This window comes from Brevibacillus fortis (genome assembly GCF_046196545.1).
In the GTDB taxonomy this organism is placed as follows: domain Bacteria; phylum Bacillota; class Bacilli; order Brevibacillales; family Brevibacillaceae; genus Brevibacillus; species Brevibacillus fortis_A.
In genome coordinates this window covers 6,045,944-6,059,508 of sequence record NZ_CP176370.1, presented here as the reverse complement: position 1 = coordinate 6,059,508, position 13,565 = coordinate 6,045,944, and the positions used below count along the sequence as shown (strand labels likewise).

At 50.1% G+C, this 13,565-nt stretch carries 12 protein-coding genes; all 12 read left to right on the top strand.

The features are described 5' to 3' along the window. Window positions 1-87: 87 nt before the first annotated feature. Complete coding sequence (locus tag ACKKE8_RS29425; RefSeq protein WP_409176106.1) at window positions 88-1,167, top strand: L-threonylcarbamoyladenylate synthase; 1,080 nt, start codon at window positions 88-90, stop codon at window positions 1,165-1,167. Between the two features lie 56 nt (window positions 1,168-1,223). Further along, the gene (locus ACKKE8_RS29420) at window positions 1,224-1,784 is read left to right on the top strand and encodes a manganese efflux pump MntP family protein (protein ID WP_409176105.1); all 561 of its coding nucleotides are present in this window, start codon (window positions 1,224-1,226) and stop codon (window positions 1,782-1,784) included. 33 nt (window positions 1,785-1,817) lie between these two features. Further along, window positions 1,818-2,288: a low molecular weight protein arginine phosphatase gene (locus tag ACKKE8_RS29415; RefSeq protein WP_409176104.1), complete on the top strand. Its 471-nt coding sequence runs from the start codon at window positions 1,818-1,820 to the stop codon at window positions 2,286-2,288. 140 nt (window positions 2,289-2,428) lie between these two features. After that, window positions 2,429-2,884, top strand: coding sequence for a ribose 5-phosphate isomerase B (gene rpiB, locus ACKKE8_RS29410; protein WP_007725502.1), 456 nt, complete (start codon window positions 2,429-2,431; stop codon window positions 2,882-2,884). Then, a complete protein-coding gene (locus tag ACKKE8_RS29405; protein ID WP_409176103.1) occupies window positions 2,885-3,454 on the top strand; it encodes a TIGR01440 family protein in 570 nt (189 codons plus the stop codon). It begins immediately after the preceding gene. A 240-nt stretch (window positions 3,455-3,694) separates the two neighbouring features. After that, the gene (gene glyA / locus ACKKE8_RS29400; protein ID WP_409176102.1) at window positions 3,695-4,945 is read left to right on the top strand and encodes a serine hydroxymethyltransferase; all 1,251 of its coding nucleotides are present in this window, start codon (window positions 3,695-3,697) and stop codon (window positions 4,943-4,945) included. Window positions 4,946-5,126: 181 nt separating this feature from the next. Beyond that, window positions 5,127-5,756 carry a uracil phosphoribosyltransferase gene (gene upp, locus ACKKE8_RS29395; protein ID WP_007725492.1) on the top strand — a complete coding sequence of 210 codons (630 nt, stop codon included), beginning with the start codon at window positions 5,127-5,129 and terminating at the stop codon, window positions 5,754-5,756. Between the two features lie 18 nt (window positions 5,757-5,774). Beyond that, a complete protein-coding gene (gene wecB / locus ACKKE8_RS29390; RefSeq protein ID WP_409176101.1) occupies window positions 5,775-6,923 on the top strand; it encodes a non-hydrolyzing UDP-N-acetylglucosamine 2-epimerase in 1,149 nt (382 codons plus the stop codon). A 223-nt stretch (window positions 6,924-7,146) separates the two neighbouring features. After that, window positions 7,147-10,311: a phosphodiester glycosidase family protein gene (locus ACKKE8_RS29385; protein WP_409176100.1), complete on the top strand. Its 3,165-nt coding sequence runs from the start codon at window positions 7,147-7,149 to the stop codon at window positions 10,309-10,311. A gap of 125 nt (window positions 10,312-10,436) precedes the next feature. Then, on the top strand, window positions 10,437-11,816 hold the full coding sequence (gene bioA / locus ACKKE8_RS29380) for an adenosylmethionine--8-amino-7-oxononanoate transaminase (protein WP_409176099.1): 1,380 nt from the start codon (window positions 10,437-10,439) through the stop codon (window positions 11,814-11,816). A 5-nt stretch (window positions 11,817-11,821) separates the two neighbouring features. Next, window positions 11,822-12,541 (top strand): dethiobiotin synthase, encoded by a 720-nt coding sequence (gene bioD / locus ACKKE8_RS29375; RefSeq protein ID WP_409176098.1) that lies wholly within the window; start codon window positions 11,822-11,824, stop codon window positions 12,539-12,541. Between the two features lie 20 nt (window positions 12,542-12,561). Continuing rightward, entirely contained in the window at window positions 12,562-13,557 is a 996-nt protein-coding gene (gene bioB / locus ACKKE8_RS29370; protein ID WP_409176097.1) for a biotin synthase BioB, read from the top strand. Window positions 13,558-13,565: the final 8 nt, after the last annotated feature.

Below are 13,565 nucleotides of genomic sequence, written 5' to 3'. Positions count from 1 at the left end.
CCACAGCCTGTTGAAAACTTTTTGGTGCACATCTATACTTAAGGCACTCCTTACAAAGAAACGAGCTAGAGAAAGGATTTTTTAACGATGGAAATGAATTTTGTGACAAAAGTCTGGTCTGTGGATAACGATGTGGAAAATCAGCATAGTTGTGCACAGATTGTGGATGCAGCCCGTTTTCTTCGAGAAGGGGCAGTTGTCGCGTTTCCCACGGAGACGGTTTACGGCTTGGGAGCGAATGCATTATCAAATGAAGCAGTGGAAAAAATATTTACAGCCAAAGGCAGACCCAGCGATAATCCGCTGATTGTACATATTGGGGCGTGGGACCAGTTGTCCACAGTAGCAAGTGAGGTTCCGGAGAAAGGGAAAAAGCTGATGGAGGCGTTTTGGCCTGGACCGTTGACGGTGATTTTGCCAAAAACGGATCAAGTAGCTTCGCTGGTAACGGCAGGTCTGGATTCAGTCGGGGTTCGCATGCCTGATCATCCGATTGCCTTGGCTTTGATCAAGGAAGCGGGGGTACCGATTGCAGCTCCGAGCGCCAATCGCTCTGGACGTCCGAGTCCAACGACAGCGGCGCATGTATTGGCTGACTTGGATGGACGCGTAGCAGGTGTGGTCGATGGTGGGGCAACAGGTGTTGGAGTAGAGTCTACGGTTATTGATGTTACGCAGGATCCGCCCATGATCCTGCGCCCGGGCGGCATCACACGGGAGCAAATGGAACCGGTGATTGGCTACGTGGAGCTGGACCCTTCTTTTCAAGTGGGAGCAGCCGAGGCACCGCGCTCTCCAGGGATGAAATATACGCATTACGCTCCTGAAGGGGAAATGTGGCTAGTTTCAGGAGAGCGTGAAAAAGTTCGGGCGAAAATGGAAGACTTGCTGCAACAGGCGAAGCAGCACGGTCAAAAAACGGGTGTGCTGGCAACGGAAGAAACAGCTCCCTTTTGGCAAAGTCACGCGGCGGCAGATGTCGTTCTTGTGGTCGGATCACAAGCGGATCTGGAAGTGGTTGCCCAACAGCTTTATGCTGTGCTGCGAGAATTCGACGATCAAGAAGTGCAGTATATTGTCGGTGAGACTTTCCCGCGAAACGGGTTGGGTATGGCCGTGATGAATCGCTTGGAAAAGGCTGCTGGAGGCCGAGTCTTAACCGTGTAAACCTGTCCTAAACTCCCCCTTGTCCGCATAAGGTGAAGAGACGGGAGGGGAGCTGCTTGGACCAGGTGTTATTCCAATGGGGGCAATTTTTGACGTTGCTCATTATTGCTTTCGCCTTAAGTATGGATGCCTTTTCGTTGGGAATTGGCGTAGGAATGGTCGGGATTCGGTTACGAGAGATTATCAAAGTAAGTATCACCATCGGACTATTTCATATTATGATGCCGATTATCGGGATTGTCGTTGGAGCGTACTTGTCCGATTTGGTTGGAGATATAGCCGTGTTTATTGGCGGCGGTGTCCTGATGATCATCGGCTTGCATATGCTATGGAATGGCTTCGTCCAAGGGGATCAAAAAAGTGTATTGAAGACAAAAGGGTTCGGACTTATGCTCTTCGCATTTAGTGTCAGCCTGGATGCTTTCACGGTCGGTTTCTCGTTTGGATTGATCGAGGTCAATAGAATTTTGGCCATCTCCCTTTTTGGAATAATGGGTGCCACCATGTCCTACTTCGGTTTATTGTTAGGCAGGAGTGTGGGAGGGTGGCTTGGGGATTATAGCGAATTAGTAGGTGGACTTATTTTGTTTGGTTTTGGGTTAAAATTTATGTTATAACCTGACTAATTAAGAGGAGAGGAGGAACGATACGTGAAACGGATACTTTTCGTCTGTACGGGAAATACGTGCCGCAGCCCAATGGCAGAAGCGATGTTCCGTGCGAAGACAGACGGGCAGGGGCTTGAGATACGTTCAGCTGGAGTGGCGGCATTTGCCGGCCAGGATGCCTCCTTGCACGCCAAACAAGTATTAGAAGAACGAGGAATTGCCCACGATCACAAGTCCAGCAAGGTAGACGAAGGGTTGATTGAATGGTCTGATGTCATTTTGACCATGACGCACGGTCACAAGCGCGCGGTCTTGACGTATTTCCCCTCAGCGACTGAAAAGGTGCATACCCTACAGGAGTTCGTTGGGATAGAAGGCTTTAGTGATATTGCTGATCCGTATGGGGGATCACTGATGGATTATCGCAGGTGTGCCGAAGAAATCGAAGAGTCACTGGAAAGGCTCTCCATGATGCTCAAGGACCCAGGTCTTCGTAAATCAGTGGATGAATAGGGTGCTGGTGAATAGCCAGGGCCTTGTTTTTTGTGAGAGTACGAACGATTTTTTAGTGATTTGATAAAAATGTTCACTTTTTACTTATTGTTTTTTGATGTATACTAGACGAAGATTATGAGACAAGCGAGGGATGACAGATGAAAGTAGCACTTGCTGCTGATCACGGTGGATACAAGCTAAAAGAGGAGATCAAGACTCTGCTGGCCTCCATGAACATCCAGACGGAAGACTTCGGCTGCACCTGCGAGGAATCGGTTGATTATCCCGATTATGCTTTGCCAGTAGCGGAAAAGGTGGCAGCGGGGGAGTTTGATCGAGGCATTCTCGTTTGCGGAACAGGTATCGGCATGTCGATCGCAGCCAACAAGGTTCCAGGCATCCGTTGTGCACTTGTGCATGATACGTTTTCTGCACGCGCTACCCGTGAGCATAACAACACCAATGTGTTGGCGATGGGTGAGCGAGTGATTGGGCCGGGTCTTGCGCTTGATATCGTGAAAATTTGGTTGGAAACAGAGTTTCAAGGTGGTCGCCACGAGCGCCGTGTGGAAAAGATTTCCCAAATTGAAGCGAAGCATGCGGGAGTGAAGTAAGTGGATTTATCCGCTATCGAAAAACAAATCAGTGACATTGTCGAAGAAGTAGCCGATATGGCAGAGCTGAAAGCTGGACATCTCATGGTGATTGGGTGCAGTACCAGCGAGGTGCTCGGGGAGCATATCGGTAAAGCTGGCAGCCAAGATGTAGCGAAAGCTCTGTATCGTGGGATTCAATCTGTTGTAGAGAAGCGCGGCATTGCTGTTGCCTTTCAATGTTGTGAACATTTGAACAGGGCTCTGGTCGTCGAGCGTGATGTTGCATTGCGATACGGACTGGAAGAGGTCTCGGTTGTTCCCGTTCCGACTGCTGGAGGCTCTATGGCTGCGCATGCATTTACACAGTTCGCAGATGCAGCCGTTGTGGAGCAAATTCACGCGCACGCAGGCATTGATATCGGCCATACGCTTATCGGCATGCATCTGAAGCATGTGGCAGTACCGGTGCGTCCGACACAGCGTCTCGTTGGACAAGCACATGTTACGGCAGCGCGTACGCGTCCCAAGCTGATTGGCGGACCGCGTGCCGTGTATGAGAAGACACCACCGAATGAAAGCTGCACGTAAAAGGTTAGTTCAAAAAAACGTCTTTTGATCACGAAGTAATCCAGAAAGCTAATTCGACATCGAATATGGCGCTCACCTCCGAAGTCCGGTGCTCATGTAAGTTGCCTACACTCTGCTCCTCCTTCGTTCGGTTCTCGCCATCTTCTCGGTGCTGAAAAGCCGTCTTTTTAAACAAGCATTAAAAAGAATGTGGGACAAGCCCACCTTTTGATCACGAACTTTCAAGGAGGAGAAACTATTATGCTAGATTTTTTGCGTAAACAAGACCCGCAAGTCATGGAAGCTGTTCAACTGGAGCTCGGAAGACAACGCGACAAGATTGAGCTGATTGCTTCTGAGAACTTCGTAAGCCGCGCAGTTATGGAAGCAATGGGAACTGTTTTGACGAACAAATACGCAGAAGGATATCCAGGACGCCGCTATTACGGTGGTTGCGAGTATGTGGATATCGTGGAAAACATCGCGCGCGACCGCGTAAAAGAAATTTTTGGCGCAGAGCATGCAAACGTACAACCACACTCCGGCGCTCAGGCGAACATGGCTGTATACTTCACGATTCTTCAGCCAGGCGACACTGTACTGGGAATGAACCTGTCCCACGGTGGTCACTTGACGCATGGTAGTGCAGTAAACTTCTCTGGTACGCTGTACAATTTCGTTGATTACGGTGTAGACGAAGATACTCACCTGATCAACTATGAAGTTGTTCGTGCAAAAGCGTTGGAGCACAAGCCAAAATTGATCGTTTGTGGTGCGAGTGCCTATCCGCGTACGATTGATTTTGCCAAGTTCCGTGAGATCGCGGATGAAGTGGGCGCGTACTTCATGGTAGACATGGCACACATCGCTGGTCTGGTTGCGGCAGGTCTGCATCCAAACCCAGTACCGCACGCGCATTTCGTTACTTCTACGACGCACAAGACTCTGCGTGGACCACGTGGCGGTTTGATTTTGTGCAAGGAAGAATTCGCGAAAGGCATCGACAAATCCGTGTTCCCAGGCGTTCAAGGTGGTCCGTTGATGCACGTCATCGCTGCAAAAGCGGTTGCCTTCGGCGAAAACCTGCAACCAGAGTTCAAGGATTACGCAGCTCGCATCATCAAAAATGCACGTGCTTTTGCGGAAAGCTTGACTGCTGAAGGTCTGACGCTCGTTTCTGGCGGAACGGATAACCACCTCGTATTGGTTGATGTAAGCAAAATCGGCCTGACAGGTAAAGTAGCTGAGCATCTGTTGGACGAAGTAAGCATTACTACGAACAAAAATACCATTCCTTACGATACACAAAGCCCGTTTGTTACAAGCGGTGTGCGCATGGGTACGCCAGCAGTAACAAGCCGCGGTTTTGATGAGGAAGCGATGAAAGAAGTAGCAGCGATTATCGCTCTGACATTGAAAAACCCAGAGGATGCTGCAAAGCACGAGGAAGCACGCCAACGTGTGGCAGCTTTGTGCCAACGTTTCCCGATGTATGAAGGCTTGAATATCTAAGCAAGGCAACGAGAAGCAGACCCAGTGGAAATTTTCCCATATGGGTCTGCTTTTTTTCCACTTCCCGGCTGTAGATAGGGATCGGGGATGCGAAAAAGTACGAAGATTAGGCAAATTGACGGCACCACTCTCACCAGCTATTATAGAAAGGATGTATTGATAGGGAAACGGAGGAAATGACATGAGCCGTGTATATGTGTTTGACCATCCGCTGATTCAGCATAAAGTTACGTATATTCGTGACAAGAATACAGGGACCAAGGAATTTCGCGAACTGGTAGATGAAGTGACTACTCTGATGGGCTATGAAATTACCCGTGATATGCCGTTGGAGCAAACCACCATCGAAACGCCAGTGGCTACCTGTCAGTCTAATGTAATTGCTGGTAAAAAAGTAGGGTTGGTACCGATTCTGCGTGCTGGTCTTGGTATGGTGGATGGCCTGATGAGGCTGATCCCTGCTGCCAAAGTAGGACACGTAGGTCTTTACCGTGATCCGGAAACCCTGCAGCCTGTTGAGTATTATGTGAAGCTGCCATCCGATGTTGCTGAGCGTGAGTTGATCGTAACTGACCCGATGCTGGCGACGGGTGGTTCTGCTGTTGCTGCTCTTACCGCTTTGAAAAAACGTGGAGCGAAAAACTTGAAACTGATGTGCCTCATCGCTGCTCCAGAAGGCATCAAACTGGTGCAGGACGAGCATCCTGATGTAGATATTTACGTAGCGGCTGTTGATGAATATTTAAACGACCATGGATACATCGTGCCAGGCTTGGGCGATGCGGGCGACCGCTTGTACGGCACGAAGTAGTCGGAGAGGGAAATACGGATGAAAACTGTAAAAGTAATGACGGTATTCGGCACACGTCCGGAAGCGATCAAAATGGCGCCGCTTGTCCATGAATTGAACAAGTACAGCGAACAGATCGAATCGGTCGTTTGCGTGACGGCCCAGCATCGTCAAATGCTCGATCAGGTTTTGGACATTTTTGATATTCAACCAGACATTGATTTGAACATCATGAAGGATCGCCAAACGCTGGTGGGTGTGACTACTCGCGCATTGGAGAGCCTGGATGAAACGATGAAGGAAGTAAAACCGGACATCGTCCTCGTACACGGGGATACGACAACCACTTTTGTTGCGAGTCTGGCTGCTTTTTATAATCAAGTCGCGATCGGACACGTGGAAGCGGGTCTACGCACATGGGACAAGTACTCGCCGTTCCCGGAAGAGATGAACCGTCAGTTGACAGGTGTAATGGCTGATCTGCATTTCTCTCCGACCAATGGATCGGCTGACAATCTTCGTCGCGAAGCAAAGCCGGAAGAAAGCATCTACGTGACAGGAAACACAGCGATTGACGCGCTGAAAACAACGGTTCGCGAGGATTACACGCATCCGGTGCTTGATCGCGTAGCTGGTCAGAAGCTGGTGCTGATGACGGCACACCGCCGCGAAAATTTGGGCGAGCCGATGCGCCGTATTTTCCGTGCAGTTCGAAGACTGGTGGACGAGCATCCTGAGATTGCTGTTGTGTATCCGGTTCACTTGAATCCGGCTGTACAAGAAGTAGCGCAGGAGATTCTCGGAAACCACGATCGCATTTCGTTGATCGAACCATTGGATGCCCTTGATTTCCACAACTTCGCTCGTCGTGCCCATCTCATCCTGACCGATTCTGGCGGGGTGCAGGAGGAAGCGCCGTCTCTTGGCGTACCAGTCCTGGTTCTGCGCGATACGACAGAACGTCCTGAGGGTATTGAAGCAGGCACGTTGAAGCTCGTGGGAACCGACAAAGAGCAAGTTTATGCAATGGCAAAAGAATTGCTGACCAACCAAGCGGCTTACGATGCCATGGCGCATGCTGTCAACCCTTACGGGGATGGCGAGGCTTCCCGCCGTATCGTAGAAGCAATCCTCTATCATTTTGGTTTGCGAGCTGAAAAACCAGAGCCTTTCCAACCAGGTCAGTAACATACAGCTAGGAAAACCCGCCAGGTACCGTTCGTCAAAACCGGGCGGGTTTCTTGTTGTAGAGCGATTATTTTGATTTCGATGACTGACGATTTGGTATGTTTTTCTAATAGAGAATCGAGAGAATTGGCGAAACTATCCATGACCTTTTGCGTCTAATATTTAGTTGCTTGGCTTAGATGGTAGAAAGACAGAGTTTGGAATACGGAGAGGAGTTACCAACATGAGAGCGCAAAGGATAGTGACGCTGCTCACGGCCACGACCATGGCCTGGGGAGCTTTTGTTCCGTTTGTGCCGTTTGCGACCAATGTCGCACACGCCAGAGCGGAGACCAGTGCATTGAATATGATGTGGCAAACCCCAATTGGTGAGGGGACCACTTTGCAGAAATATACGAAATCATTTGCCAATCAAGTCGTCACGATCATGGTGACCAAGGTTGATCTGAATAATCCTTACGTTGAGGTCAAACCGGTATACGGAACGAAAGGAAAGCTGACAGACAGGCAGACGGTTACACAAATGGCGCGTGAAACCGGAGCTGTAGCAGCGATCAATGCCGACTTTTTTAACATGTCGAAGCGGGGAGCGCCGTTTGGCATTGTCATGAAAGACGATGAACTCGTTTCTTCCATGGGCTTGGTCTCCTACTGGTACGCTCTAGGCTTGACTGGAGACAAGATGGCCATCGTCGATAAGTTTGGTTTTGGCGGCAAGGTTACTGCTCCTAATGGCGCTACCTATTCGATTCAGGGTGTCAACAAGGAAGAGTACAACCCGAGTGACGGACGAAAAAGTCACCAGAACCAACTGAACGTCTATACCCCTTCCTTTGGCAGAACCAGCTTGGGGACGATATCGGGCTATAAAGATGTCGTCGAGATTCTGTTTGTAGACAACGTAGCCAAAGAAGTTCGTGTGAATCAACCTGGCGTATACATACCTTACAACGGCTATGTCCTTTGGGGACATGGAGCAGCAGGAGCATTTCTCAAACAAAACTTTCCAGTAGGCGCTACTGCGACAGTTGAGTACCAAACGACACCGCAGACACTCGACTTGAACCATGCGGTGGGTGGCAATGTTCTTTTGGTTGATCATGGGAAAGCACTGTCGTCCTTTCCAGCGGACAAGTCCATCACGAACAAAACGGCGCGCACAGCGGTCGGTGTTTCCCAGGACGGGAAGACCTTGTACATGGTCACGATCGATGCGAGCCAAGGCGTTTATTTGGATGAACTGGCAAAAATCATGGCGGAGCTCGGCTCTTATCGGGCTGTAAACTTTGACGGTGGTGGTTCTACGACCATGGCAGCTCGCATGCTGGGTGAGACACACGCGAATCTGTCGAATAAGCCGAGCGGCGGTGCTGAGCGTCGTGTGCCTACTGGACTAGCTGTATACAACACGGCACCTGCTGGAGAATTAAGAGGCTTCCAAATCGATGTACCAGCAGATGTACTTATCGGACAAACTATCCCACTCAGCGCTTCCAAAGGATATGACGTTCATTACCAGCCGTATGCGATCAATTCAGGCGACGTGAGTTGGGAGGCTAGTCAGTCCGAAGCGGGAACCGTTAATGGCAAGCAATTCACACCAGCTCGCTCCGGCAAGATCACATTGACTGCGCGATTGGGCAATGTGACGCAAAATAAAGACATTCAAGTCATTTCCGGCAACGATGTGCAGCAAATCATCGTTTCCCCGAATCCGATCACGATTGCACCGGGACAATCTCTTAATCTCGATGTCAAAATCAAAACGAAGAAGGGCTCTACCGTACAAGCAACGCCACTTAGCGTAAAAGCGAGTGTCGATTCTTCTGTAGCGACGATTAACGACAATCTGCAACTGGTAGCAGGCAATGAGCCGGGCAACGGAAACCTGACGATTACGTATGATGGCGTGTCGACAACCGTACCATTTGCTGTCGGACAATTTGAGCAGCCATGGCTCACCTTCGATAATCAGGCTGGCATATACCATGCGGCAAATCCATCCAGCATCAGTTCCGCTGGTTCGTTCGCGCTCGTTTCTGATCAGACATTCCGCACGAAAAAGGCAGCGAAGCTGGTGTACAACTTCTCTGGAGCACCAGCGAACAACATGCGGATTTCGTACGGCGTTCTGGGGGCAAAACCTGTGACCATCCCTGGCAAACCGCTCGGATTGGGGTTGTGGGTCAATGGTGACAACAGCGGACATTGGCTCCGTGCAGAAGCAGTCGATGCAAACGGCAAGCCAGTCTACGTCGATCTGGCAAAAGAGATCAATTGGACAGGCTGGAAGCAGGTTAAAGGCTACTTCCCGAGCAATGTTGCGTATCCATTGCAACTCAAGAGTGTGTATGTCGTTGACCAAGCCAATGATGGCATTACACACGACAAAGGAACACTGTACTTCGACGAATTCTCGCTGCTCTTGGGCAACCAGACAGGTCAACCAAGCGATGTAGCCGTTGTTCCTGAACTGCCAGGCAGCATGTCCCTCGGGGCGGAGCTCGATCTCCATTATTCCCTTGCAAATACTGCACCTTACCTGGATAGTGCCCTGATTGATGTGGAGTCGATCGTGACCCAGCCGATGCCAGGATATGTGCCTGCTGATTATTCGTTCACGATTAAGCCGGGCGAACTAAAAGCAGGACAAGAGGACGCAATTTCAACTTCGTCGATTCAGCTGACCTTGGCACCGAAGCAATGGCTCGCTGGAAAAGGTGTTGGACTCTTGTACGTAAACGAAGTAAACAATACTTTGGATCCGCTTCTGGGAACCATGAATGCTCAAGGTCAGTGGGTATATGAAGTCAATAGCTACGGCAAGTACATTCCATACTACCTGGACAATGCGGGTACGGGCAGCGCTGGATTTACAGATATCACGAAGCATCCAGCCAAGGCAGAAATCACCTACATGGCGGAAAAGGGCTACGTGAAGGGTTTGACGGAGACGACGTTCGGCCCAGAGGTTTCGTTGACTAGAGCACAGTTCGTCACCTTGCTCGCGCGCACTTTTGAATGGGAGCTTCCATCCTCACCAAAGCTGAAATTCAAGGATAAGGTGCCTTCCTATGCGCAAGGTGCCGTACAGGTTGCCGTTTCCAAAGGCCTGGTGAAGGGGTATAACGATAATACCTTCCGTCCGGATCAGCCGGTGACTCGCGCAGAGGCCGCAGTCATTCTCGATCGTCTCGTGAATAAAAAGGGAGCGACGAAAAAGGTCTCCGATAAAGGGACATGGCCATCCTGGGCATCTACATCCATCAACAACATGGTCGGACTCGGTCTGATTGATCCAGTTGGAGGAAATTATCAGCCGAATAAACCGACGACGAGAGCAGTGTGTGTCGTTGCACTGTATCGCATCCTGCATCAAGACAAATAAGAATGACAATAGAAAAGGTCAAGCTTCTCGAAAAAAGAGGAGCTTGGCCTTTTTTCTTTTTCCATGTCGAAGAAAAAAGCTTTGCAAAATAGGTTAACCATTTTAAAATAACGGTTAACAAATATATGTTAACCAAGGTTGTGATTTGGTTGTTAAATAATTACGCAGAGCTCTCTGCCAAAAACAAGCAATACGTTTGGCATCCCTTCACCCAAATGAAAGACTACGTCGCACAGGAGCCACTCATTATTGCGAGAGGAGAAGGGATCAAGCTGTTCGATATGAACGGCAAGGCTTACTACGACGGTTTTTCCTCTGTGTGGTTGAATGTCCATGGCCACAACGTTCCCGAGCTGAATCAGGCGATCACGGAGCAGCTCGAGCAGATTGCCCACTCTACCTTGCTCGGCATGGCAAATGTCCCATCCATTCTATTAGCGGAAAAGCTGATCAACCTCGCACCAAAAGGATTGAGCAAAGTCTTTTACTCTGACAGCGGGGCAACGGCAGTCGAAATCTCATTGAAAATGGCGTTCCAATACTGGCAAAATCGCGGGCAGACTGGAAAGCATTCGTTTATCACGATGAACAATGCCTATCACGGGGATACGATTGGAGCTACCAGTGTGGGAGCCATTCCTCTCTACCATCAGGTTTACAAACCGCTGCTCTTTTCTCCACATGTCATTCCATACCCTTATCCATACCGGCAGGGTGGTGAAGAAGCGGCCGTTCAGGCCACATTGAGCAGTCTGGAAAGTTTGCTCAAGGAAAGAGCTCATGAGATTGCGGCGATGATTGTAGAGCCGGTCGTGCAGGGAGCAAGCGGCATGATTATCATGCCGGACGGTTGCTTGAAAAAAATCGCGGAGCTGTTGCGCGCCTATGATGTATTGCTGATCGCAGACGAAGTAGCGACAGGATTTGGACGCACGGGCAAAATGTTCGCTTGTGAGCATGATGGGGTCGTGCCAGACATCATGGCGGTCGCAAAAGGACTTACGGGAGGGTATTTGCCAGTAGCGGCTACCTTAGTAACCGAGCAGATTTATGATGCCTTTTTCGCCGACTACGAGGAACAGAAAACCTTTTTTCACGGACATTCGTTCACGGGAAATCCACTTGGCTGTGCAGTTGCTCTCGCCAACCTGCGGCTGATGGAGGAGCGCGGAGTCGTTCAACAAGTCGCACAAAAAGCAACCGATCTGGATCAATTGCTAAAGCCACTTCGCGATCTGCCTCATGTAGGGGAAATCCGGCAAAAAGGCTTGATGGCGGGAATCGAGCTGGTTCGGGATAAAGAGAACAAGGAGCCCTATCACTGGAATGAGCGGATCGGTGTGCGTGTCTGTCAGGTAGCGAGAGAAAAAGGGCTTCTGACACGACCGTTGGGCAATGTCATCGTTTTTATCCCACCGCTTGTATCTACAACCGAAGAATTGGCTGACATGGTTCGGATTTTGATGGAATCGATTCAGGATGTAACGACAGGTGATAAGGAGTGATTGATGTGGCTGATCGACCCTTTTCCGGATTGTTCGTCACAGGAACAGATACAGGGGTAGGCAAAACGGTTGTGACTGCTGGAATCGCATCCGTGTTGCGTGAGACAGGAGTGGACATAGGGGTTTGGAAGCCAGTCCAGTCAGGAGCACGAGCACATGATGAGGGCAGTGACGCTATGCACTTGAGAACGTGGAGCGGAGTGCCTGACGCGTGTGAGGAGATAGCCCCGCTCTGTTTTGAGGCACCGCTCACCCCTTTTCTGGCTGCGGAAGCAGAGGGGAAGAGCTTGACTATGGAGGAAGTAATCGCTGGAGGTCGACCTCTGATGGAACGTTATCCGGCACTCCTCGTCGAAGGAGCCGGTGGTCTGATTGTGCCATTGACTCCAACCGAAACGATGGCAGATCTCGCTGTTCGACTGAACCTGCCTATGCTCATCGTGGCGCGGGCTGGGCTCGGCACGATTAACCATACGCTTTTGTCCGTTTGGTATGCACGGGAACTCGGGATCGAGGTTGTAGGTGTCATCCTGAATCAAAACAACTCAGCTGGTGTTATCGATGAGAGTGTCAAAACAAACGCGAGCATGATTGAGAGCTACGGGGGAGTTCCCGTATGGGGCGTACTTCCATGGATAGACAAACCGTTAGAGCGCCAGCAGTTGACACAGCTGATCCGAGAATGTGTAGATATCGGCCAGTTGTGTCAGTGGAGCGAGAAATAATAGAAAGAGGAGACGAGAAAATGAAGCAAAGCACCTGTCTGGATTGGAAGGATTACGCAAGCAAAGCCATCAGGAAAGAAGAGTTTACACAGGAAGAGGCAATGAGGGTATTGCAAGCGCCAGATGATGAGCTGCTGCTGGTCATGAACGAAGCTTTTCGCGTCAGAAAACACTTTTTCGGAAAAAAGGTCAAACTGAACATGATCATCAATGCCAAGAGCGGCCTATGCCCAGAGGATTGCGGTTACTGCTCGCAGTCGATTGTTTCGAATGCTCCTGTATCCAAGTACACGATGCTGGACAAGGAGACATTGCTCTCAGGTGCGCGAGAAGCCATGAATCGAAAAGCAGGTACATACTGTATTGTCGCCTCAGGACGTGGTCCAACAGAAAGAGAGCTGGGTCAGGTCATCGAGGCAGTCAAAGAAATCCGCGAGACGATGCCGCTGAAAATTTGCGCGTGCTTAGGGATATTAAGCGACGAACAAGCAACGCGCCTAAAAGATTCAGGTGTTCACCGCTACAACCATAATCTCAACACGAGTCGCAACCATTACGAAGCGATTACGACAACGCACACGTACGATCAGCGTATACAGACAGTCGATACCGTGAAAAGAGCAGGGATGTCGCCCTGCGCTGGCGTGATCATCGGCATGGGGGAGAGCGATGAGGAGATCGTCCAGATGGCATTTGCCCTGCGCAATCTCGACGCAGATTCTATCCCGATCAATTTTTTAAATGCGATTCCCGGAACCCCGTTGGAGGATAAAGGACGCACTCCGGCAATGAAGGCTCTTCGTGTTCTCGCCTTGTTCCGATTTATTTGCCCGGATAAAGAAATTCGTGTTGCGGGCGGTCGCGAAGTGAATTTGCGCACCTTGCAGCCGCTATCCTTGTATGCGGCGAACTCGTTGTTCGTGGGCGACTATTTGACAACGCCCGGGCAAGAAATCACGACAGACCATCAGATGATTGAAGACCTCGGGTTTGAAATCGAGCTGTGTGCGCTGTAGGACAGTAG

Bases quoted from the DNA above. Each gene is read 5' to 3' on its own strand.
- bioA (WP_409176099.1), top strand. From the start codon at position 10,437: ATGTTAACCAAGGTTGTGATTTGGTTGTTAAATAATTACGCAGAGCTC.
- wecB (WP_409176101.1), top strand. From the start codon at position 5,775: ATGAAAACTGTAAAAGTAATGACGGTATTCGGCACACGTCCGGAAGCG.
- bioB (WP_409176097.1), top strand. From the start codon at position 12,562: ATGAAGCAAAGCACCTGTCTGGATTGGAAGGATTACGCAAGCAAAGCC.
- glyA (WP_409176102.1), top strand. From the start codon at position 3,695: ATGCTAGATTTTTTGCGTAAACAAGACCCGCAAGTCATGGAAGCTGTT.
- ACKKE8_RS29425 (WP_409176106.1), top strand. From the start codon at position 88: ATGGAAATGAATTTTGTGACAAAAGTCTGGTCTGTGGATAACGATGTG.
- rpiB (WP_007725502.1), top strand. From the start codon at position 2,429: ATGAAAGTAGCACTTGCTGCTGATCACGGTGGATACAAGCTAAAAGAG.
- upp (WP_007725492.1), top strand. From the start codon at position 5,127: ATGAGCCGTGTATATGTGTTTGACCATCCGCTGATTCAGCATAAAGTT.
- ACKKE8_RS29385 (WP_409176100.1), top strand. From the start codon at position 7,147: ATGAGAGCGCAAAGGATAGTGACGCTGCTCACGGCCACGACCATGGCC.